This is a genomic window from Streptococcus sp. HMSC057G03 (assembly GCF_001808745.1).
Classification (GTDB): domain Bacteria; phylum Bacillota; class Bacilli; order Lactobacillales; family Streptococcaceae; genus Streptococcus; species Streptococcus parasanguinis_Z.
This window is the reverse complement of sequence record NZ_KV794417.1, coordinates 56,351-77,068: the sequence shown is the minus strand read 5'-3', so window position 1 is coordinate 77,068 and position 20,718 is coordinate 56,351. Positions and strand designations below refer to the sequence as shown.

Sequence of the window (20,718 nt, the reverse complement as noted above, 5' to 3'; positions counted from 1 at the left end):
TTAAACTTTATTTTGGTGCGATGACTTCTGCGCCACCCATGTATGGGCGAAGGACTTCTGGAATGGTCACAGAACCGTCTTCGTTTTGGTAGTTTTCAAGAATAGCAGCGACGGTACGTCCGACAGCTAACCCTGAACCGTTCAAAGTGTGAAGGAGTTTTACCTTGCCATCTGCTTCATCACGGTAGCGGATTTGCGCACGGCGAGCTTGGAAATCTTCTGTATTAGAACAGCTTGAGATTTCACGGTAGGTGTTTTGCGCTGGAATCCATACTTCCAAGTCATAAGTCTTGGCAGCTGAGAAGCCCATGTCTCCCGTTGAGAGAGCTACCACACGGTATGGAAGGTTCAGTTTTTGAAGGATATTTTCAGCATTGACAACCATTTTTTCCAATTCATCATATGATTCTTCTGGTTTAGCAAATTTCACCATTTCAACCTTATGGAATTGGTGCAAACGGATCAATCCACGAGTATCACGACCAGCTGAACCAGCTTCTGAACGGAATGATGGACTCATAGCGGTGAAGTAGATTGGAAGGTCTTTTCCATCAAGAATTTCATCGCGATAGTAGTTTGTCAAAGGAACTTCAGCTGTTGGAATGAGGACATAATTGGTATCGCTAAGTTCAAAAGTATCTTCCTTGAATTTTGGATACTGACCAGTACCAAACATAGAATCATGGTTGACCATGTAAGGAGGGATGACTTCAGTGTAGCCTTCCTTGCCATGTTCGTCCAACATGAAGTTGTAGATAGCGCGTTCTAAGCGAGCCCCAAGTCCTTTGTAGAAGAGGAAACGAGCACCAGTGACTTTAGCCCCGCGTTCCCAGTCAAGGATATCAAGGTCTTCACCTAAATCCCAGTGAGCTTTTGGTTCAAAGCCAAATTCGCGCGGTGTTCCCCAACGACGAACCTCAACATTGTCATCCTCATCTGCTCCAACAGGGACACTATCAGCAGGGATGTTTGGAAGGGTAGTAGTGAATTCAGTTAATTTTGCATCGATTTCAGCCAATTCTGTATCCAATGCTTTGACTTCTGTAGAGAGGGTTTGCATGGCAGCAATCTTATCATCTGCATTTTCCTTGTTGCGTTTAGCTTGTGCGATTTCAGCAGATACAGTGTTACGCTCTGCTTTGAGATTTTCTACTTTGACTAAGATATCTCGACGTTTGGCATCGATTTCTTTCATTTCATTCAAAATAGTTGCATCTACGCCACGTGTTGCCAATTTTTTAGCAACCGTATCAAAGTCTGTACGAATTCGTTTAATATCTAACATAGCTTCTCCTTTAACAAAAAACACACCTGTTAGAGTGTTGGAGTGGCAGAGCCACGGTTCCATCCAACTTCACAGGTGTGCACTTGATTCGATATTGTATTTTAAAGAAACGGTAGAATTTCAATTAAGATTCCTATCTGCTCGCAGCAACCGCAGACTTTCTGAAAGAACCTCTTAACTTACTTATCCGTTTGCGTCTATTATACAAGAAAAGATCCTATTTTGCAAATAGATTTTTAATTTTAGCCGTGATGATTTGGATCAACGTAGGAAGTTTGACAATTTTATCATTTCCTAGATGTTCCCGAGCAATCTTTAAAATTTTTCCAGAGTCTTTTGAAGCAAAGAGAAATTTTGATTCTCTGGTATAGATTTCAAAATGGCGGCTAATTTTACGTCCGGATACATTGGCTCCGATTCGCTCGATTTCTTGCCAGGGAATTTGGATGTAGTCTTCTACATTTGCATCCGCATAAAATTCAAAAGCGGCATTCCCGACTAGGATTTTTCCAACCTTTCCCCCCACTCCAAGGTAAGAAACCCCTGTAGTATGGAATTCAACGGTTTTATTCAATGATTGAGCCATGAGATCCTCCTGTATTGCTGTTCACTCCATTATATCATAATAAAAAGAAGGCCGAAACCTTCTTTTTAGTTGATCTTTGCTTACATCAAGCCAGCAACGTGTGCTAGTACACCGATTACAAAGAGAGCGATGATGATGGTGATTGGAGATACTTTTTTCTTCAACAACCACATACAAGCAAAAGTAAGAAGTAATCCCATCAAACCAGGAATCAATGAATCCAAGTTTTGTTGGAAAGTTGTAACTTTTTCAGGTGTTTGAGATAGGCCTGAACCAACTTGAGCGAAGGCTTCTTGGATACCCTTGTATCCTTCAGGAAGTTTATCCCAGTGGATATAAGCTTTGTCGTCTAATTTGACAGAAGAAACATTGAAGACGAATTTAATAGATACCCAACGTTCTACCAAGACAGCGAGGATGAACATCCCAAGGATAGAAGCCCCTTTAGTGATGTCTTGCAAGATCCCACCAGACATATCTTTGGTAATTTCAGAACCTGCTTTGTAACCAAGTTCTTGCGTGTACCACAAGAAGGCCATACGAATCGCATTCCATGCGATAAAGAAGATGAGTGGGCCAAGGATGTTACCAGACGCAGCAAGTGATGCACCAAGGGCACCAAGGATAGGACGTACTGTAAACCAGAAGACTGGATCTCCGATACCCGCCAAAGGACCCATCATACCAATTTTAACCCCTTGGATGGCAGCATCGTCAATAGCGGCACCGTTTGCTCTTTCTTCTTCAAGAGCAAGCGTTACCCCGATGATAGGAGCGGCAACGTATGGGTGAGTGTTAAAGAATTCCATGTGACGCTCAAGAGCAGCCGCTTGGTCTTCTTTCTTCGTATAAAGTTTTTTGATAGCTGGGATCAATGAGTATGCCCAACCCAAGTTTTGCATCCGTTCATAGTTCCAAGAACCTTGCAAGAAGGTTGAACGCCACCAAACCTTTTGACGATCTGATTTAGATAATTGTAATTTTTCAGTCATGATAGTGTCACACCTTTCTTAATAGTCTTCGAGAATGTCGCCAATTGGATCGTTAGAAGTAGCGGCACCGCCACCTCCATTGCCACCTTTCTTAGAAAGAGTAAGGTAGATCAAGGCAAGGGCAACACCGATTGCTCCAAGAGCGATCAAAGTTAATTGGCTAACGGCTGCAAGAGCAAAACCGATGGCAAAGAATGGCCATACTTCACGGCTCGCCATCATGTTGATAACCATGGCATAACCAACGGCTACAACCATACCACCACCGATTTGCATTCCATCAGAGAGCCATTTTGGCATTTGTTCAAGAGCAGTTTTGACAGTTTCAGCAGGAATCATCAACAAGAGGGCTGCAGGAATGGCGATACGAAGACCTTGAAGAAGAAGGGCCACAAAGTGAGCGCGTTCTACACCTTTGATATCCCCTTTTCTAGCAGCAGCGTCGGCAGTGTGAACCAAACCAACGGAAAGGGTACGGACGATCATGGTCAAGAAAAGACCAGCAACTGCAAGTGGAATAGCGACACCTTGAGCGACAGCGATTCCTTTTGTACTGAAGTCTCCCCCAAGTACCATGATGATGGCAGCAGCGACAGATGCAAGGGCAGCATCGGGTGCAACTGCGGCACCAATGTTTGCCCAGCCAAGTGCAATAAATTGAAGTGAACCACCAAGCATAATGCCAGCAGTCAAATTACCTGTTACCAAACCGATTAAGGTACAAGCAACAAGGGGTTGGTGGAATTGGAATTGGTCAAGGATACCTTCAAGACCTGCTAAGAAGGCAACAACGACCACTAATACCATAGAAATAATAGACATGTTTAAAATCCTTTCGTAAGTAATCGATTATTGAACGTTAGCTTTGTTAATTAAGTCAAACAAATCTTTCTTAGAGTCATTTGGCACTTTACGGACGTCAAATTCTACTCCAAGATCACGCATTTTTTCAAATGTAGCCACGTCATCTTTATCCATTGATAACACATTGTTCACCATGGTTTTACCAGTTGAGTGGGCCATTGAACCAACGTTCAAGGTTTTAATCGGAACACCACCTTCGATGGCGCGAAGAGCATCTTGAGGTGTTTCAAATAAGATCAAAGCATGGGTATTTCCAAAACGTGGATCTTTAGCAACGTCGATCAATTTTTGAATTGGGACAACGTTTGCTTTCACACCATTTGGTGCCGCTTGTTTGATCAATTCCTTACGGAGTTCATCTTTGGCAACAGAATCTGAAGCAACAATGATCCGATCGGCTTTTGAATCAGGTGTCCAAGCAGTTGCGACTTGTCCATGAAGAAGACGTGTATCTAAGCGGGCAAGGTTAATCTTGAGTTTTCCATCTCCGATAACCGTTCCTTCTGGAATAGCAGCTTGGGCTACAGGAGCAGCAGCGGCTGTACTAGCTTCTTCAACAGGATTCAATTCTTCTGGAAGGGCTTTGACACCGTCTTTTGCTTCCTTGATGATGTTTGCAGCGACTTGATCAACGCCGGCATTTGCATCCATCAACCGTTCTGTATAAGCTTGAATCAACATCGGAAGGTTCAATCCTGTGATGATCGCAAATTTACGATCTGGATTTTCTCCCATGACGCGACTTGCTTGGTTAAATGGAGAACCACTCCAAAGGTCAGCCAAAACCAAGACTTCATCTTCTGCATCAAATGCGGCAACAGCTGCATTAAATTTAGCATAGAGATCATCCGGGCCTTCACTTGGCATGAACGTAACCACTTGAACTTTCTCTTGATCCCCAAAGATCATCGAGCCGGATTGGTGGATTCCAGCTGCAAATTCACCGTGGCTAGCAATAATGATACCAATACTCATTATTGACATTCCTCCTTATAAAATTTGTTTGACTTTCAGTTTAAGAAAACTTTAAGCTACTTTATTATAAATCGTTTCCACACTTAAGTCAATTTTTCTATCAAAATCTCGATGTAAAAACATTAATTTATTATATTAAATTATCGTTAGATAGAAAAAGAATGCTCTTGAATGCATTTTGTTTATTACTTGTTGATGCTTAAAAAAACAATAATAGACATGTTTTATAGGATTTTGTTCTTAATGAAAAGATTCCGACAATCAAACGATATTCTCGAAAATAAAAATAAATATATAATAAATTGTAAAATAGAGTGATTGAGAGCACTCAAAAAGACTAGCCCAGTTGGGCTAGTCCTGTAGGTTCAGTTGTTTAGTTTGTAAAGTCAAGTACCATACGTCCTTGAATGGTTCCGGCTTCCATTTCGTCAAAGACTTTGACAGCATCTTCTACTGGACGTTTTTGAACGATAGGGACTACCAAGCCTTCTGCTCCAAATTGGAAAGCTTCTTCCAAGTCTTTACGAGTTCCTACAAGAGAACCAATGACTTGGATACCATCTAATACAGTTTTCACAATGCTGAGGTCCATCATTTCAGAAGGAAGACCAACTGCGACCACGCGGCCACCTGCACGAACAGAATCTACTGCTTGGTTGAAAGCTACTTTAGAAACAGCTGTTACGACAGCAGAGTGAGCTCCACCATTTGTTTTTTCTTTGATCAATCCTGGGACATCATCAACTTCGCGACCGTTGATGACAAAGTCTGCACCAACTTCTTTCGCCAATTCTAGTTTATCATTGTTGATATCGACAGCGATGACATGTGCGTTGAAGACTTTCTTAGCATATTGAACAGCCAAGTTTCCTAGTCCACCAGCTCCATAGATAACGATCCATTGTCCTGGTTCAGCTTTGGCTTCTTTGATGGCTTTGTAAGTTGTAACACCTGCACAGGTAATAGAAGAAGCTTGGGCTGGATCTAATCCTTCAGGTACTTTCACTGCGTAATCTGCAGTAACGATACATTGTTCAGCCATTCCTCCATCAACAGAGTAACCAGCATTTTTTACAGTACGGCAAAGGGTTTCACGACCAGTTGTACAGTATTCACAAGTTCCACATCCTTCGAAGAACCATGCGACACTGACACGATCCCCAACTTTTAGGCTCTTAACATCTGGAGCAACTTCTTTAACAATACCGATTCCTTCGTGTCCAAGAACACGGCCTGGAACTTTACCGAAGTCTCCATGAGCAACGTGCAAGTCAGTGTGGCAGACACCACAGTATTCGATTTGAACAAGAGCTTCCCCTGTTTCCAGTGGACGCATGTCTTTGTTTGCAACGATTTCAACACCAGTACCTTCTGGATTAACAACAACAGCTTTCATTTTGTTCCTCCTTAAGTGAACGAGAAGCGATTTAGCATTTTTTTGAAAACGCTTCTTTAATAACTATGTTAATAATATCACAAACTTATCTATTGAACAATAAAAAAATGGAAAAAAAGAAGGGTATTGATTAACCGATTAAGGATTTGGCGCAGAAAAAGACATGAGGGGATAACTCATGTCTGTTAGTTTTATAAGAATAATTGAATGAGTTGGCGCGCGACACCATCTTCGTTATTTGTGAAATCTGTGACGGAATCCGCGTAAGGGAGAAGGACGGAGCTAGCATTTTTCATGGCGTATCCATGACCAGCGAGAGCTAGCATGTCGGTATCGTTGTGCTCGTCTCCAAAGGCAATTAAATCCTTCTGATCCATATTGAGTTTATCTAGAAGGTAGGTCAGAGCTGATGCTTTGGTCACATTTTTGGGGTTGCATTCCAGAATATTTAAGGGACCACCCCAAGTATTGATAGACAGATTGTAGTCATAATGCCGATTCATTTCATCTGCCAGAGCATATTTGTCTTCCGCTTTCGTTTGAAAGAGGATACAGTTTGGGTCGCTCGTTACCCGCTCGGGATTGAATTGATTTTCTGGTTGGAAAGATTCAATACCGAATAATTTAGGGTCTGCAACGTGCTCATTTGGATCGGTAATAAAGAATTTATTGCGGTATTCGCCTGCTATAAAGTCCGCTTGGATAGTGTCTCGGTTAGCGACCATATCTAGCAGGTATTTTTTATCTAAAGTCAAGCATTGTTCATCCGACCATTTTTTCTCAGGTAGATGCGTAAGGGAGCCGTTAAAATTGATCATTGGAGTATCTAGCTCTAGTTGTTTGTAGTAGGTGTGTGCCATACGATAGGGGCGGCCTGTTGTAATAATGACTTTATGGCCAAGAGCACTAATTTTTTTAATCGTATCAATGGTAAAGTCGCTCAATTTGCTTTCGGAATTTAAGAGGGTGCCGTCTAAATCTAGAGCGATCATCTTTTTATGCATAATTCGGTTCCTTTCGAGAAGAATGAGACCATTATATCAGAAAAATCGGAAAAGCGCTCAAAAATCAAGAAGAGAAGTAGGATTTCTTGAAAGACGAAAGATCTTTTGGTAAAATAGAAATAACGTTCGCAAATTGATTGGGAGCGAGAATGATGAAAAAGGAGTTTATTCTGAAATGGATAAGTTTTTTAAACTTTCAGAACATGGAACCACTGTTCGAACAGAGGTTCTTGCTGGTTTGACAACCTTTTTTGCGATGAGTTATATCCTCTTCGTAAACCCTCAAATGTTGTCACAAACAGGTATGCCAGCTCAAGGAGTCTTCCTTGCAACGATTATTGGATCCGTTGTCGGGACCTTGATGATGGCTTTTTATGCCAATTTACCTTATGCACAAGCACCTGGGATGGGCTTGAATGCCTTCTTTACCTTTACCGTTGTATTTGGTATGGGCTACTCATGGCAGGAAGCTTTGGGAATGGTCTTCATTTGTGGTGTGATCTCATTGATTATCACATTGACAAAAGTTCGGAAGATGATCATCGAATCGATTCCGACTGCTCTTCGCTCTGCTATTTCAGCGGGGATCGGGATTTTCTTGGCCTATGTTGGGATTAAGAATGCAGGATTTTTAAAATTCACGATTGACCCTCATACTTATACAGTGGTCGGGGAAGGAGCAGATAAGGCGAATGCAACGATCTCAGCCAATGCATCTGCTGTTCCTGGATTGGTTGATTTTAACAATCCGGCGGTCCTCTTGGCTCTTGTTGGTCTTGCAATTACTATTTTCTTTGTTGTCAAAGGGATTAAGGGAGGGATCATCCTTTCTATCTTAGTAACGACTGTTCTTGGAATTCTCATCCATGTTGTTGATATCACTAAAATTGACTTTGCAAGTAATCATCTAGGAGCTGCCTTTAATGATTTAGGCACGATCTTTGGTCAAGCTTTGGGATCAAAAGGATTGGGTTCGTTGATTTCCAATACGTCTCGTTTGCCTGAGACCTTAATGGCCATCTTAGCCTTCTCCTTGACGGATATTTTTGATACAATTGGAACTTTAATCGGTACGGGTGAAAAAGTTGGGATTGTTGCGACAAATGGGGAAAACCATCAATCAGCGAAATTAGATAAGGCCCTCTATTCAGACCTAGTAGCGACTTCAGTCGGAGCCATTGCAGGAACTTCAAATGTAACGACTTATGTCGAATCTGCAGCCGGTATTGGAGCTGGTGGACGAACTGGTCTGACAGCCTTGGTTGTAGCGATCTGTTTTGCTATTTCAAGTCTCTTTAGCCCTTTGTTAGCGATTGTACCGACCGCTGCAACAGCACCAATTTTGATTGTTGTTGGGATCATGATGTTGAGTGGCTTGAAAAATATCCATTGGGAAGATATGTCAGAAGCAGTTCCTGCTTTCTTCACCTCTATCTTTATGGGCTTCAGCTACTCGATTACACAAGGGATCGCTGCTGGATTTATCACCTATAGCTTGGTGAAAGTGGTTAAAGGAGAAGCTAAAGAAGTGCACAGCATGATTTGGATTTTAGATGTTCTCTTTATTTTAAACTACGTTAGCATGGCCTTGAATTAGTTTTCAGGGAAATATTCAAAAAGGAATGGGGTGACTCCCATTCTTTTTTGGAAGGATAAACAAAGTGTTCAAACAGGAGTTTATGGGAGAAACTTGCTTTTTTCCCCTAGGATTCCCCGTCACAAGAGGTCTTTACTCGAACATTTTTTAAAAGAAAGAGCAGAATTTAAAAAAGTTTGATATAATAGAGGAATGATTAGTCACAATGAAATGGAGCTGATCGCTCTAGGAAAACAGCTAGGAAAACTCTTAGAAAAGCAAGACGTAATCATCTTATCAGGTGATCTAGGGGCAGGGAAAACGACCTTTACAAAGGGAATTGCAAAGGGGTTAGGGATTGATCAGATGATTAAAAGCCCGACCTATACCATTGTTCGTGAATACGAAGGCCGCTTGCCTTTATACCATTTGGATGTTTACCGGATTGGGAATGATCCAGATTCTATTGATTTAGATGATTTTCTATTTGGAGATGGTGCTACCATTATTGAATGGGGAGAGCTGATTGAGCCGAGTCTCTCGGATGCTTATCTAAAAATTTTTATCCGAAAATTGGAAGAGGGGCGAGAGTTAGCTTTTGAAGCTCATGGAGCGCGTGCAGAGACTTTACTAACATCCTTTGAGCAGGTGGGAAAAACGGATGACTAAGGAAAAGGAAGTGACATTAGAAATTCGGCAAGCTGAAAGTGCAGACGCGGCTCTTGTCGTTGATTTCTTAAATCGAGTCGGGAAAGAGTCAGATTACATGACGCTAGATGAAGCTGGTATTGGCATGTCTCCAGCAGATATGGAGCATTTTCTAACGGTGCAAGAGATGGCGGATAACCGGATTTGCCTCTTGCTATTTCTAGATCAGGAACTGGCGGCTTTGTTAAATATCACTGCAGCTTCTCAACGGTCCATTCAGCATATTGGTGATGTCTTTATTGTGGTTCAAAAAGCTTATTGGAATCAAGGACTTGGACAGATCTTGTTGGAAGAAGGAATTGAGTGGGCGCACTCGACCGGTGTTCTCAGGAAACTAGTCTTGAATGTCCAAGTGCGCAATGAACGAGCGGTTCACCTGTATAAAAAGTTAGGTTTTGAGATCGAAGGTTGCCAAGCTCGTGGAGCTTGTTCAGCTGAAGGAGAATTCTTAGATGTTTACCTTATGGGGAAACTGATAGATTAGAGAGAGATTCTATATGGTTAAAAAAATTATTTTGATGTTTTTGAGCTTATTGACGGTAACAGTGATTGGGATCGGGGCCTATGGCCTTACCATCCTAAACCAAACGACTGGGACTCTCAGTAAGACTTATAAGGGCTTTGGAAATGAGACCAATGTCATTGCAGAAAACAAGCCGATGACCATCCTTTTGATGGGGGTTGATACAGGTAGTGGTTCTCGGGAAGATCCTTGGGCCGGAAATAGTGATACCATGATTTTGGTGACTGTCAATCCTCAAACAAAAGAAACAACCATGACGAGCTTGGAAAGAGATATCCTAACCAATATTACTTCAGATGGCGAAACGGTCCAAGCAAAATTGAATTCGGCTTATGCTCAAGGCGGTGCCAAGTTAGCCATTAAGACCATTCAAGATCTTTTGAATATCCATATTGACCGCTATGTCATGATCAATATGAAGGGATTGGTTCAATTAGTGGATAAGGTTGGTGGTATCACGGTTAACAATCCATTCGACTTCGATATCTCGATCGAGGAAAATGAGCCAGAATATACGGCTAAGATCGCACCAGGACGTCAGGAGATTAATGGGGACCAAGCTCTCGTTTATTCACGCATGCGCTACCAAGACCCAGAAGGAGACTACGGACGTCAAAAACGCCAACGTGAAGTGATCAAAAAGATTGTTGAGAAAGTTTTAAGCCTCAATAGTTTGAGTCACTACAAAGGAATCATTGAGTCTGTTAGTGACAATATGCAAACCAACATAGCGCTTGACAGTAATAGCCTTCTTCAATTGCTAGGATATAAAGATGCCCTTTCAACGATTCATCAGTACCAGCTGAAAGGAGAAGATGCCACCTTAGCAGATGGCGGAAGTTATCAGATTGTCACTTCAAAACATCTCTTGAAAATTCAAAATATCATCCGCAAAGCTTTGGGACTAAAAGAAATCAAAACATTGAAAACCAATGCTTACCTATTAGATGGAGATGAAGAGTTGAAGAATGTTTCTTCTCAAAGTGATACGCCAGCGGCATCATCTGAGGAAGCACCTGTTTACCAAGAGTTTAACCAACTACCAGTTGTACCATCGACCCAGGATACGGGAGTGGTGACGCCTCAAAGTTCTGTTGCACCAGTGACACCAGTTGCTCCAGCAGCTACAGAGTCGAGCAGTGTGACACCTACGGTACCTTCAGAATAAGAAAAAAACGATTGAGTTTTCTCAATCGTTTTTATTTGGTTGCCAGATGTCTTGAATTTCTTTTAGAGAGGCTGTTGCTTGTTGACTAAATAGTTTGGTTTTGTATTGGAAATCCGTTACCAATTCTTGAAGATTGGTTTTTTGGTCTTGGATAATATCCAGATTGCGTTGGATTTTTGCTAGGTTATCTTGAATTCCCTTAACCAAATGGCTGGATTCAGTCACCTCTGTTTTGATTTCTTTGCGGTTTTTTACTAAGTGGTAGCTAATGCTAGCTCCTGTTGCAAACCAAAAGAGATTTTTGAGTTTCATATGGCCTCCTTTTTAACTGTTTTTGATGGTTTCTGCAAGAACTGCTAGTTGTTCAAAATTAGGCTCGTGTTCAGTAAATGAAATGGCAAGCTCATCTTGATCGGAATAGCGAGGGATAATGTGGACATGTGTGTGAAAAACGGTTTGTCCAGAAACTTCTTCCATGTTGCTGATGACATTCATTCCCTTAGCTTGGGTAGCAGCTTCTACTTTTTTTGCAACTTTAGAGACACGTGCAAATAGTTGAGCTGTGGCGGTTTCGTCCATCTCTAAGAGATTGCGAGCGTGTTTTTTTGGAACCACTAACGTATGACCGGGTGTAACCTGAGAGATGTCCAAAAACGCGAGGACTTCCTCGTCCTCATAGACTTTGGAGGAAGGAATGTCGCCAGCTATAATCTTACAAAAAATACAATCGTCAACCATAAATACACCTCATTTAGACTAAATTTTGTTATAATATAAGAACATTATACCAGAAATCGGAGAAAATATGTTAGAAATCAACAAGTTGACAGGGGGCTATGTCAATATCCCTGTCCTGAAAGAGGTGAGTTTTTCAGTTCCGGATGGCCAACTGATTGGTTTGATTGGACTAAATGGAGCTGGGAAGTCAACCACGATTAATGAAATTATTGGTCTCCTGCATCCTTATGCTGGGGAAGTACGGATTGACGGCTTGAGTCTTCCAGAAGCTCCAACTGACTATCGTAAAAAAATCGGCTATATTCCAGAAACCCCTAGCCTATATGAAGAATTAACCCTGAGAGAGCATATCGAGACCGTAGCTATGGCCTATGATTTAGACATGGATCAGGTCATGGTGCGCGTCCATCCTTTGTTGGAACGATTTCGTTTGGCTGAAAAATTAGATTGGTTCCCGACCCAGTTTTCAAAAGGGATGAAGCAAAAGGTCATGATTATTTGCGCCTATGCAGTGGATCCAAGTCTTTATATTGTCGATGAACCCTTTTTGGGATTGGATCCTGTTGCGATTGCAGATTTGATTCAGTTATTGGCAGATGAGAAAGCAAAAGGAAAATCGATTTTGATGAGTACTCACGTTCTGGATTCGGCTGAAAAGATGTGTGATGGTTTTGTGATCCTCCATAAGGGTCAGATCCGAGCAAAAGGGACCTTGGACGAGCTGCGTTCAACTTTTGGGGATGAGAAAGCAAGTCTAAATGATATCTACATGACCTTGACAGAAGAGGAAACAGCATGAAAGAGTTGATGAAAAAACGGCAACAAACGTTTCGAACTCAATGTGTAAAATATAGCCGCTATGTTCTCAATGATCATTTCGTCCTCTTTATGTTGATTTTTATAGGATTTTTGGCGGTTCAATACAGTCAATTCTTGCAAGATCTACCCAAAGATACAAGCCTGATCCGTTGGAGTCTCATGATTGGTTTGCTCCTCTTGGTTCCGATAGGCTCTATTGCGACCTACTTAGAGAAGCCCGATGCTTTATTCCTTTTGGTAAAGGAAGAGGAAGTGAAACGTTATATCAAAGGGCAGGCCAAGAAGTCTTTTGTGTTTTGGTTTTTGATTCAAAGTTTTGTCCTTCTATTATTTGTGCCTCTTCTTCTGGCAACGGGGCTGGATAAACTTGCTATTGTAGCTTATATCCTTGTCTTAGGAGTGGCTAAAGGGGCTGTTTTTAGCTGGAAGGAAGCGCGCTTCTACCAGGATGGAAATTTGAATTGGAACTTGGCCATTGCTCGTGAGAATGCAAGGAAACAATTGATTCTTCGTTTCTTTGCCTTGTTTACAACGGTGAAAGGTATTACTAACAGTGTTAAAAGAAGAGCTTACTTGGATGGTTTCTTAGGGCTTCTTCCCAAAACACATGGCAATACGTGGCTTCACTTATATATGCGCTCCTTCCTACGGAATGGAGATCTTTTCTCTATGACTCTCCGACTCTTGGCTCTTTCCATTCTCGCTATCATCTTTATTCCTCAACCTCTCGTAGTGATTGCCCTTGTAGCCTTGCTCAATTACTTGGTTATTTTTCAATTACTGGGGCTTTACAGTGCTTTTGATTACCAACCCTTGACCCTCCTTTTCCCGATGAAACAGGGTAGTAAAAAGGCAGGGTTGAACAAAACGATTCAGCTGGTCATGGGGATGATAACGGTGATAGAAGGGGGAATTGGCCTGGTCTTTATTTCAGATAAAGTCCTGTTGTTAGGTCTACTGGCTTATACAGTTGCTTTAATCCTACTCTATCTTCCATTTAAGATGGTGCGCTTGGTTGACGAAAATCGTTAAAATTAGTAAAATAGATTGGAAACTTTTTACGGAGGAAAAGATGGACTCGAATGAAAAAGAGCTAAGCCTCACCCCAATTCCTGGGAAGAGTGGGAAGGCCTACATGGGGACCTACCCAGATGGTGGGCGCGTTTTTGTAAAAATGAATACGACCCCAATCCTTGCGGGTCTAGCAAAAGAACAGATTGCTCCTCAATTGTTATGGAGTCGACGTTTGCCAGATGGAAATGTGATGAGTGCCCAAGAATGGTTGAATGGGGAGATTCTCACGCCAAATGGAATGTCAAAAAAACAAGTGGTCAATATTTTAACGAGATTGCACCGTTCTAGACCTTTGATGACCCAATTAAAGAAACTTGGGTATCCTGTGGAATCTCCTTTAGAGTTACTCAATTCTTGGAGTAACCGGTTGCCAATTGCCCTACGTCAGAACCACTACATCCAATCAGTCGTAAAGAATTTACGGAAGACAGTGCCAGCCTTTCGGGAGGATTATGCGACGATCGTCCATGGGGATGTCCGTCATAGTAACTGGATTGAGACAGAGAGCGGCTTGATTTATCTAGTCGATTGGGATTCCGTTCGTTTAACTGACAGGATGTTGGATGTGGCGCATATCTTGAGTCACTATATTCCAGATTCCAATTGGCGCGATTGGTTAGGTTATTATGGTTACAAGTACAACCAAAAGGTGTTTGATAAACTCTATTGGTTTGGTCAATACTCCTTCTTGTGGCAAATTGCTAAATACTATGAAAATAATGATTTAGAAAATGTCAATCGCGAGATCTATGCTCTGCGCAATTTCCGGTTGAAATATGGAAAGGAAATATGAGAGTTAGAAATCGTAAAGGAGCGACAGAATTACTAGAAGCCAATCCACAATATGTGGTCCTAAATCCAGAAGATGCTAAGGGAAAATGGCATGGGATTTTCGGAAATGACCACCCCATCCATATTGAAGTGGGAAGTGGAAAAGGAGCCTTTATTACTGGGATGGCTAAGGCCAATCCAGAGATCAACTACATCGGAATTGATATTCAAAAATCGGTCTTGAGCTATGCTTTAGATAAGGTCTTAGAAGCTGATGTTCCTAACATTAAATTGCTTTGGGTAGATGGGGATAGCTTGACCAACTATTTTGAAGATGGTGAAATTGATCAACTCTATCTGAATTTTTCAGATCCATGGCCAAAGAAACGTCATGAAAAACGTCGCTTGACTTACAAGACCTTCCTAGACACCTTTAAACAAATTCTTCCAGAACATGGGGAGATTCACTTTAAAACAGACAACCGAGGTTTGTTTGAATACAGTTTGGTGAGCTTTTCGCAATATGGAATGACTTTGAAGGGAGTCTGGTTGGACCTTCATGCTAGTGATTTCGAGGGGAATGTCATGACCGAATATGAGAAGAAGTTCTCAAGTAAAGGTCAGGTCATTTACCGTGTAGAAGCACAGTTTTAGCATATTCCTTGCAATCGTTGGGGAATCGTGCTATAATACACTAAATGAATAGAAAAGGAGAGGCGGGGAAATATCTTCGCCTCTTATCTATGAGGAGGTGGCAACCATCGCAACGATTGTTGACTTAGTAACAGAAGTGATTCAGCCAGCTATAAAGGAACCATTTGAATTGGTCGATGTTGAATATGGCAAAATGGGTGGTGACTACGTCTTAAGCATTTTCGTAGACAAACCAGAAGGAATCACACTGAATGATACAGCGGATTTGACAGAAATCATCAGTCCGCTATTGGATCAAATCAAACCAGACCCATTTCCAGAACAGTACTTTTTAGAAGTCACCAGTCCTGGCTTGGAGAGACCTTTGAAAACCAAGGAAGCACTCGAGGGAGCTGTTGGTAAGTACGTCAATATTAGCTTGTACAAGGCTGTTGAAAAGCAAAAGGTCTTTGAGGGGAACCTAATAGGTTTTGAAGAGGATGTTTTGACCATTGAGTATATGGATAAAACACGAAAGAAAACAGTGGATATTCCTTATAACCTTGTGTCCAAAGCAAGGTTGGCTGTAAAATTGTAACAGAATGAAAGAAAGGATGCCTTTATAGAAGAGGCAAGAAAAACATGAGTAAAGAAATGCTAGAAGCCTTCCGCATTTTGGAAGAAGACAAAGGGATCAAAAAAGAAGATATCATCGAAGCAGTCACAGAATCATTGCGTTCAGCTTATCGCCGTCGTTATGGACAATCAGAAAGTGCAGCGATTGAATTCAATGAAAAAACTGGAGATTTCCGTGTTTATACGGTTCGTGAAGTAGTCGATGAGGTCTTTGATAGCCGTTTAGAAATCAGCTTGAAGGATGCCTTGGCCATTAGCTCTGCTTATGAGTTGGGTGACAAGATCAAGTTTGAAGAAGCACCAGCTGAATTTGGTCGCGTAGCAGCTCAATCTGCCAAACAAACCATCATGGAAAAAATGCGGAAGCAAACGCGCACCATAACCTATAATACTTATAAAGAACATGAAAATGAAATCATGAGTGGAACAGTGGAGCGCTTTGACAATCGTTTTATCTATGTCAATCTTGGTTCGATCGAAGCACAATTGTCTAAACAAGACCAAATTCCAGGAGAAGTCTTCCAATCCCATGACCGGATCGAAGTTTTTGTCTACAAGGTAGAAGATAACCCACGTGGCGTCAATGTCTTTGTTAGTCGGAGCCACCCTGAAATGATCAAACGTTTGATGGAACAAGAAATTCCTGAAGTTTATGATGGTACTGTTGAGATTATGAGTGTCGCGCGCGAAGCTGGAGATCGTACAAAAGTTGCGGTTCGTAGCCATAATCCAAACGTAGACGCGATTGGGACGATCGTTGGTCGTGGTGGATCGAACATTAAAAAGATTACCAGCAAATTCCACCCAGCTCGATACGATCAAAAATTAGACCGAATGGTTCCGACAGAAGAAAATATCGATGTGATCGAGTGGGTTCCAGATCCAGCTGAATTTATCTACAATGCGATCGCTCCTGCAGAAGTGGACCAAGTTATTTTTGATGATGAAGATAGCAAGCATGCTCTTGTTGTGGTCCCAGATAACAAATTATCTCTTGCCATCGGTCGTCGTGGTCAAAACGTTCGTTTAGCGGCTCATTTGACTGGTTACCGCATCGATATCAAATCTGCTAGTGAGTTTGAAGAAATGGAAGCAGCTCAAGAAACTTTTGAAGACCAAGTAGAAAGTGGCGAAGAGCAAGTCGATTAAGAGAGGGAGGGAAAATGGTAAAAACAAGAAAAATCCCTTTAAGAAAATCTGTTGTTTCAAATGAAATTATTGATAAGCGCGATTTGCTCCGCATTGTCAAAAATAAAGAAGGACAAGTCTTTATCGATCCAACTGGCAAAGCCAATGGTCGAGGTGCTTATATCAAGCTAGACAATGAAGAAGCGGCACTTGCTAAGAAAAAGAAAGTTTTCAATCGTAGCTTTAATATGGAAGTGGGAGAAGCTTTCTATGATGAATTGATCGCTTATGTAGATCATAAGGTGAAGAGAAGAGAGTTAGGCCTTGAATAAACAAAAGATAAGTAATTTGTTGGGCTTGGCGCAAAGAGCAGGAAAACTCATTTCTGGAGAAGAACTCGTGATCAAAGCAATCCAGGAAGAAAAAGCAAAATTAGTTTTTCTGGCAAATGATGCAGCTAGTAACCTGACAAAAAAGGTGACAGATAAGGGTTACTATTATGAGGTTCAAGTATCTACCGTGTTTTCAACACTAGAATTAAGCACTGCAATTGGACGTGCCCGGAAGGTCGTCGCTGTTGTAGATGCTGGATTTTCAAAGAAAATGAGGTCTCTTATGGAATAGAAGAGGAGGACAGCAATTGTCTAAGAAAAGATTATACGAAATTGCCAAAGAATTGGGCAAGGAAAGTAAGGAAGTCGTCACTCGTGCGAAAGAATTAGGTTTTGACGTCAAGAGTCATGCATCTAGTGTCGATACTGATGTTGCTGAAAAGCTGATCAAGAGCTTTGCAGCGAAAAAAGAAACAGTCGAAAAGAAAGTAGCAGAAGTGGCTGCCAAGACAACGGCTGTCGCAGAGAAAAAAGAAGCAGCGCCTGTCAAAAAAGAAGGAGCAACTGAGACAAAATCAGTAACGCCAGCTGCTAAACCAAAGAGTCGTAACTTTAAAGCGGAACGAGAAGCGCGTGCAAAAGAACAGGCTGAACGTAGGAAACAACAAGACAATCGTCCAAAACGTGATCGCAAAGATAATCAGCGTCATGGTGACAACCGAAATCAACGACCACAAGAGCGAAATGAACAGCGAAATCAAGGTTCTGAGCGTCGTAATAACCGACCAGATCAAAGACGTAGTGCACAACCCCAAGTGGCACCAAAAGTTGATTTCAAAGCGCGTGCAGCAGCACTGAAAGCTGAACAAAATGCTGAATACGCACGTGGAAGTGAAGATCGCTACAAACAACAAGCTGTAAAAGCAGAACAAGAACGTCAACAGCGCCGGAAACGGGTAGAAGTACCAGAAGTGAAAGCACCTGTACAGGAGCCAGCTGTTGAGAACCATACAAAACCAGCTGTTGCTGCTGCTCCAGCTCAAGTCGATACACGTCGTAAGAAACAAGCGCGACCAGATAAGAAACGCGATGATTTTGATCGTGAAGAAGATGGTCCAAGAAAACAACAAAGGAATCGAAATAGTCAAAATCAAGTGAGAAATCAGAGAAATAGTAACTGGAATAACAATAAGAAAAATAAAAAAGGAAAGAACAACCGTAATGATGCTCCAAAACCAGTAACAGAGCGTAAATTCCATGAATTACCAAGTGAATTTGAGTATACGGATGGAATGACGGTTGCCGAAATCGCAAAACGCATCAAGCGTGAACCGGCTGAAATCGTCAAGAAACTCTTTATGATGGGAGTCATGGCGACTCAAAATCAATCGCTGGATGGAGATACGATTGAACTCTTGATGGTGGATTATGGAATTGAAGCCAAGAAAAAGGTTGAAGTGGACAATGCCGATATCGAACGCTTCTTCGTTGAAGATGGTTATTTGAATCCAGATGAGTTGGTAGAGCGTCCACCAGTTGTCACCATCATGGGACACGTTGACCACGGTAAAACTACCCTTTTGGATACCCTTCGTAATTCACGTGTAGCAACAGGTGAAGCGGGAGGAATCACTCAACATATCGGTGCCTACCAAATCGTGGAAAATGGTAAGAAGATTACCTTCTTGGATACACCTGGACACGCAGCCTTTACTTCTATGCGGGCTCGTGGTGCATCTGTTACCGATATTACCATCTTGGTTGTAGCAGCAGATGACGGGGTGATGCCACAGACTATCGAAGCCATCAACCACTCAAAAGCGGCTAATGTTCCAATCATTGTGGCTATTAACAAGATTGATAAACCAGGAGCTAATCCAGAGCGTGTCATCGGTGAATTGGCAGAGCATGGAGTTATGTCAACAGCTTGGGGTGGTGATTCTGAGTTTGTAGAAATCTCAGCTAAGTTCAACCAAAATATCGATGAACTCTTGGAAACGGTCCTTCTTGTGGCTGAAATCCAAGAACTCAAGGCAGATCCAACTGTTCGTGCCATCGGTACCGTTATCGAAGCGCGTTTGGATAAAGGAAAAGGTGCAGTGGCAACCCTCCTTGTTCAACAAGGTACCTTGAATGTTCAAGACCCAATCGTTGTCGGAAATACCTTTGGACGTGTCCGTGCCATGACCAATGACCTTGGACGTCGTGTGAAGGTTGCAGGACCATCTACTCCGGTTTCTATCACTGGTTTGAACGAAGCGCCAATGGCGGGTGACCACTTTGCGGTTTATGAAGATGAAAAATCAGCGCGTGCAGCGGGTGAAGAACGTGCCAAACGTGCTCTGATGAAACAACGTCAAGCAACCAACCGCGTCAGCCTTGAAAATCTCTTTGATACCTTGAAGGCTGGGGAAGTGAAATCCGTTAATGTCATCATTAAAGCCGATGTACAAGGTTCGGTTGAAGCTCTTGCTGCTTCCCTTCAAAAGATTGAAGTAGAAGGTGTGAAAGTGACCATCGTTCACTCAGCAGTTGGTGCGATCAACGAATCAGACGTGACCCTTGCAGAAGCTTCAAATGCCTTCATCATCGGATTTAACGTCCGTCCTACTCCACAAGCACGTCAACAAGCTGAAGCTGACGAGGTGGAAATCCGTCTTCACTCAATCATCTACAAAGTGATTGAAGAAATGGAAGATGCCATGAAGGGTATGTTGGATCCTGAGTTCGAAGAGAAAGTGATCGGGGAAGCAGTTATTCGTGAAACCTTTAAAGTCTCAAAAGTGGGTACCATTGGTGGATTTATGGTCCTTAGTGGTAAGGTTACACGTGATTCCAAAGTCCGTGTCATTCGTGACGGTGTCGTGATCTATGACGGAGCTCTTGCAAGCTTGAAACACTTCAAAGATGATGTCAAAGAGATCACAAATGGTCGTGAAGGTGGATTGATGATTGAAGGCTACAATGATATCAAGACAGACGATACCATTGAAGCCTACATCATGGAAGAAATTAAAAAATAAGAGGCTGACTAGGAAAAAAGAGGAATTTTCTCTGATTTCCTAGTTTTTAAACACAAAGCAGAAAGGAGTTCCTATGGCAAGTCATTTTCGGACAGATCGAGTAGGGATGGAAATCAAGCGTGAAGTCAATGAGATTTTACAAAAGAAAGTCCGTGACCCGCGTGTTCAAGGCGTTACTATTACGGATGTTCAAATGCTAGGTGATTTGTCTATGGCCAAAGTGTATTATTCAATTATGAGTGATTTGGCTTCAGACAATCAAAAGGCTCAGACAGGCCTTGAAAAAGCAACAGGAACCATCAAGCGTGAATTAGGTCGGAATTTGAAACTGTACAAGATTCCGGATCTTACTTTTGTCAAAGACGAGTCTATCGAATACGGTAACAAGATCGATGAGATGTTACGCAATTTGAACAAAGACTAGAGAGGTTGGAAATTTTCCACGCCCAGATTGAAAGACAAAGTCTTCTTAGAAACTTTCCTTAGG

At 41.9% G+C, this 20,718-nt stretch carries 22 protein-coding genes and 2 pseudogenes; 15 read left to right on the top strand and 9 right to left on the bottom strand.

The window, feature by feature from the left end:
- Positions 1 to 7: 7 nt before the first annotated feature.
- The 7 genes from serS to HMPREF2686_RS01870 all read right to left on the bottom strand — a co-directional run bounded on the left by serS (position 8) and on the right by HMPREF2686_RS01870 (position 7,102).
- A complete protein-coding gene (gene serS / locus HMPREF2686_RS01900) occupies positions 8 to 1,285 on the bottom strand; it encodes a serine--tRNA ligase (RefSeq protein WP_070449019.1) in 1,278 nt (425 codons plus the stop codon).
- A gap of 217 nt (positions 1,286 to 1,502) precedes the next feature.
- Positions 1,503 to 1,871, bottom strand: coding sequence for a DUF956 family protein (locus tag HMPREF2686_RS01895; RefSeq protein ID WP_023920226.1), 369 nt, complete (start codon positions 1,869 to 1,871; stop codon positions 1,503 to 1,505).
- 80 nt (positions 1,872 to 1,951) lie between these two features.
- Entirely contained in the window at positions 1,952 to 2,863 is a 912-nt protein-coding gene (locus HMPREF2686_RS01890; protein ID WP_061604608.1) for a PTS system mannose/fructose/sorbose family transporter subunit IID, read from the bottom strand.
- 18 nt (positions 2,864 to 2,881) lie between these two features.
- Positions 2,882 to 3,685 (bottom strand): PTS mannose/fructose/sorbose transporter subunit IIC, encoded by an 804-nt coding sequence (locus tag HMPREF2686_RS01885; RefSeq protein ID WP_048789380.1) that lies wholly within the window; start codon positions 3,683 to 3,685, stop codon positions 2,882 to 2,884.
- 27 nt (positions 3,686 to 3,712) lie between these two features.
- Complete coding sequence (locus HMPREF2686_RS01880) at positions 3,713 to 4,702, bottom strand: PTS sugar transporter subunit IIB (protein WP_003010431.1); 990 nt, start codon at positions 4,700 to 4,702, stop codon at positions 3,713 to 3,715.
- 373 nt (positions 4,703 to 5,075) lie between these two features.
- On the bottom strand, positions 5,076 to 6,098 hold the full coding sequence (gene adhP, locus HMPREF2686_RS01875; protein WP_049474386.1) for an alcohol dehydrogenase AdhP: 1,023 nt from the start codon (positions 6,096 to 6,098) through the stop codon (positions 5,076 to 5,078).
- A gap of 191 nt (positions 6,099 to 6,289) precedes the next feature.
- Positions 6,290 to 7,102: a Cof-type HAD-IIB family hydrolase gene (locus HMPREF2686_RS01870; protein WP_049506152.1), complete on the bottom strand. Its 813-nt coding sequence runs from the start codon at positions 7,100 to 7,102 to the stop codon at positions 6,290 to 6,292.
- Positions 7,103 to 7,277: 175 nt separating this feature from the next.
- Between HMPREF2686_RS01870 and HMPREF2686_RS01865 the strand changes: the two genes are divergently transcribed.
- The 4 genes from HMPREF2686_RS01865 to brpA all read left to right on the top strand — a co-directional run bounded on the left by HMPREF2686_RS01865 (position 7,278) and on the right by brpA (position 11,077).
- The gene (locus HMPREF2686_RS01865; protein ID WP_049514546.1) at positions 7,278 to 8,699 is read left to right on the top strand and encodes an NCS2 family permease; all 1,422 of its coding nucleotides are present in this window, start codon (positions 7,278 to 7,280) and stop codon (positions 8,697 to 8,699) included.
- A gap of 192 nt (positions 8,700 to 8,891) precedes the next feature.
- Positions 8,892 to 9,347 carry a tRNA (adenosine(37)-N6)-threonylcarbamoyltransferase complex ATPase subunit type 1 TsaE gene (tsaE, locus tag HMPREF2686_RS01860; RefSeq protein ID WP_003018467.1) on the top strand — a complete coding sequence of 152 codons (456 nt, stop codon included), beginning with the start codon at positions 8,892 to 8,894 and terminating at the stop codon, positions 9,345 to 9,347.
- Positions 9,340 to 9,870, top strand: a complete 531-nt coding sequence (locus HMPREF2686_RS01855; RefSeq protein WP_070449017.1) for a GNAT family N-acetyltransferase — start codon at positions 9,340 to 9,342, stop codon at positions 9,868 to 9,870. The genes tsaE and HMPREF2686_RS01855 overlap by 8 nt, the downstream gene beginning before the upstream one ends.
- A gap of 13 nt (positions 9,871 to 9,883) precedes the next feature.
- Positions 9,884 to 11,077, top strand: coding sequence for a glycopolymer--peptidoglycan transferase LytR (gene brpA / locus HMPREF2686_RS01850; RefSeq protein WP_070449015.1), 1,194 nt, complete (start codon positions 9,884 to 9,886; stop codon positions 11,075 to 11,077).
- Positions 11,078 to 11,098: 21 nt separating this feature from the next.
- Here brpA and HMPREF2686_RS01845 read toward each other — a convergent pair whose 3' ends face one another.
- Complete coding sequence (locus tag HMPREF2686_RS01845; protein WP_003010416.1) at positions 11,099 to 11,389, bottom strand: hypothetical protein; 291 nt, start codon at positions 11,387 to 11,389, stop codon at positions 11,099 to 11,101.
- Between the two features lie 12 nt (positions 11,390 to 11,401).
- A complete protein-coding gene (locus HMPREF2686_RS01840) occupies positions 11,402 to 11,815 on the bottom strand; it encodes an HIT family protein (protein WP_003010414.1) in 414 nt (137 codons plus the stop codon).
- A 67-nt stretch (positions 11,816 to 11,882) separates the two neighbouring features.
- Between HMPREF2686_RS01840 and HMPREF2686_RS01835 the strand changes: the two genes are divergently transcribed.
- The 11 genes and pseudogenes from HMPREF2686_RS01835 to rbfA all read left to right on the top strand — a co-directional run bounded on the left by HMPREF2686_RS01835 (position 11,883) and on the right by rbfA (position 20,655).
- Positions 11,883 to 12,614 (top strand): ABC transporter ATP-binding protein, encoded by a 732-nt coding sequence (locus HMPREF2686_RS01835; RefSeq protein ID WP_003010412.1) that lies wholly within the window; start codon positions 11,883 to 11,885, stop codon positions 12,612 to 12,614.
- A complete protein-coding gene (locus HMPREF2686_RS01830) occupies positions 12,611 to 13,666 on the top strand; it encodes an ABC transporter permease (RefSeq protein WP_049474382.1) in 1,056 nt (351 codons plus the stop codon). The genes HMPREF2686_RS01835 and HMPREF2686_RS01830 overlap by 4 nt, the downstream gene beginning before the upstream one ends.
- 40 nt (positions 13,667 to 13,706) lie before the next feature.
- The gene (gene ccrZ, locus HMPREF2686_RS01825) at positions 13,707 to 14,501 is read left to right on the top strand and encodes a cell cycle regulator CcrZ (RefSeq protein WP_023920250.1); all 795 of its coding nucleotides are present in this window, start codon (positions 13,707 to 13,709) and stop codon (positions 14,499 to 14,501) included.
- Positions 14,498 to 15,133 carry a tRNA (guanosine(46)-N7)-methyltransferase TrmB gene (gene trmB, locus HMPREF2686_RS01820; protein ID WP_023920251.1) on the top strand — a complete coding sequence of 212 codons (636 nt, stop codon included), beginning with the start codon at positions 14,498 to 14,500 and terminating at the stop codon, positions 15,131 to 15,133. The genes ccrZ and trmB overlap by 4 nt, the downstream gene beginning before the upstream one ends.
- Before the next feature lie 97 nt (positions 15,134 to 15,230).
- Complete coding sequence (gene rimP / locus HMPREF2686_RS01815) at positions 15,231 to 15,710, top strand: ribosome maturation factor RimP (RefSeq protein WP_070449014.1); 480 nt, start codon at positions 15,231 to 15,233, stop codon at positions 15,708 to 15,710.
- A gap of 44 nt (positions 15,711 to 15,754) precedes the next feature.
- Entirely contained in the window at positions 15,755 to 16,897 is a 1,143-nt protein-coding gene (gene nusA / locus HMPREF2686_RS01810) for a transcription termination factor NusA (RefSeq protein ID WP_003010402.1), read from the top strand.
- Between the two features lie 14 nt (positions 16,898 to 16,911).
- Positions 16,912 to 17,208, top strand: coding sequence for an RNase P modulator RnpM (rnpM, locus tag HMPREF2686_RS01805; protein ID WP_049474380.1), 297 nt, complete (start codon positions 16,912 to 16,914; stop codon positions 17,206 to 17,208).
- On the top strand, positions 17,201 to 17,500 hold the full coding sequence (locus HMPREF2686_RS01800) for a YlxQ-related RNA-binding protein (RefSeq protein ID WP_049505944.1): 300 nt from the start codon (positions 17,201 to 17,203) through the stop codon (positions 17,498 to 17,500). The genes rnpM and HMPREF2686_RS01800 overlap by 8 nt, the downstream gene beginning before the upstream one ends.
- Before the next feature lie 16 nt (positions 17,501 to 17,516).
- A pseudogene (locus tag HMPREF2686_RS10775) lies at positions 17,517 to 17,640 on the top strand (translation initiation factor IF-2 N-terminal domain-containing protein); the annotation flags it as partial.
- Between the two features lie 95 nt (positions 17,641 to 17,735).
- Positions 17,736 to 20,231, top strand: a pseudogene (gene infB, locus HMPREF2686_RS01795) (translation initiation factor IF-2); the annotation flags it as partial.
- Positions 20,232 to 20,304: 73 nt separating this feature from the next.
- Positions 20,305 to 20,655, top strand: a complete 351-nt coding sequence (gene rbfA / locus HMPREF2686_RS01790; RefSeq protein WP_003003976.1) for a 30S ribosome-binding factor RbfA — start codon at positions 20,305 to 20,307, stop codon at positions 20,653 to 20,655.
- Positions 20,656 to 20,718: the final 63 nt, after the last annotated feature.

What these genes read in the sequence shown, in the direction of transcription:
- HMPREF2686_RS01845 (WP_003010416.1), bottom strand. Translation starts at nt 11,389, where the DNA reads ATGAAACTCAAAAATCTCTTTTGGTTTGCAACAGGAGCTAGCATTAGC.
- HMPREF2686_RS01895 (WP_023920226.1), bottom strand. Translation starts at nt 1,871, where the DNA reads ATGGCTCAATCATTGAATAAAACCGTTGAATTCCATACTACAGGGGTT.
- HMPREF2686_RS01830 (WP_049474382.1), top strand. Translation starts at nt 12,611, where the DNA reads ATGAAAGAGTTGATGAAAAAACGGCAACAAACGTTTCGAACTCAATGT.
- HMPREF2686_RS01885 (WP_048789380.1), bottom strand. Translation starts at nt 3,685, where the DNA reads ATGTCTATTATTTCTATGGTATTAGTGGTCGTTGTTGCCTTCTTAGCA.
- HMPREF2686_RS01840 (WP_003010414.1), bottom strand. Translation starts at nt 11,815, where the DNA reads ATGGTTGACGATTGTATTTTTTGTAAGATTATAGCTGGCGACATTCCT.
- adhP (WP_049474386.1), bottom strand. Translation starts at nt 6,098, where the DNA reads ATGAAAGCTGTTGTTGTTAATCCAGAAGGTACTGGTGTTGAAATCGTT.
- rbfA (WP_003003976.1), top strand. Translation starts at nt 20,305, where the DNA reads ATGGCAAGTCATTTTCGGACAGATCGAGTAGGGATGGAAATCAAGCGT.
- HMPREF2686_RS01870 (WP_049506152.1), bottom strand. Translation starts at nt 7,102, where the DNA reads ATGCATAAAAAGATGATCGCTCTAGATTTAGACGGCACCCTCTTAAAT.
- serS (WP_070449019.1), bottom strand. Translation starts at nt 1,285, where the DNA reads ATGTTAGATATTAAACGAATTCGTACAGACTTTGATACGGTTGCTAAA.
- trmB (WP_023920251.1), top strand. Translation starts at nt 14,498, where the DNA reads ATGAGAGTTAGAAATCGTAAAGGAGCGACAGAATTACTAGAAGCCAAT.
- rnpM (WP_049474380.1), top strand. Translation starts at nt 16,912, where the DNA reads ATGGTAAAAACAAGAAAAATCCCTTTAAGAAAATCTGTTGTTTCAAAT.
- HMPREF2686_RS01890 (WP_061604608.1), bottom strand. Translation starts at nt 2,863, where the DNA reads ATGACTGAAAAATTACAATTATCTAAATCAGATCGTCAAAAGGTTTGG.
- HMPREF2686_RS01865 (WP_049514546.1), top strand. Translation starts at nt 7,278, where the DNA reads ATGGATAAGTTTTTTAAACTTTCAGAACATGGAACCACTGTTCGAACA.
- HMPREF2686_RS01880 (WP_003010431.1), bottom strand. Translation starts at nt 4,702, where the DNA reads ATGAGTATTGGTATCATTATTGCTAGCCACGGTGAATTTGCAGCTGGA.
- tsaE (WP_003018467.1), top strand. Translation starts at nt 8,892, where the DNA reads ATGATTAGTCACAATGAAATGGAGCTGATCGCTCTAGGAAAACAGCTA.
- nusA (WP_003010402.1), top strand. Translation starts at nt 15,755, where the DNA reads ATGAGTAAAGAAATGCTAGAAGCCTTCCGCATTTTGGAAGAAGACAAA.
- brpA (WP_070449015.1), top strand. Translation starts at nt 9,884, where the DNA reads ATGGTTAAAAAAATTATTTTGATGTTTTTGAGCTTATTGACGGTAACA.
- HMPREF2686_RS01835 (WP_003010412.1), top strand. Translation starts at nt 11,883, where the DNA reads ATGTTAGAAATCAACAAGTTGACAGGGGGCTATGTCAATATCCCTGTC.
- ccrZ (WP_023920250.1), top strand. Translation starts at nt 13,707, where the DNA reads ATGGACTCGAATGAAAAAGAGCTAAGCCTCACCCCAATTCCTGGGAAG.
- HMPREF2686_RS01855 (WP_070449017.1), top strand. Translation starts at nt 9,340, where the DNA reads ATGACTAAGGAAAAGGAAGTGACATTAGAAATTCGGCAAGCTGAAAGT.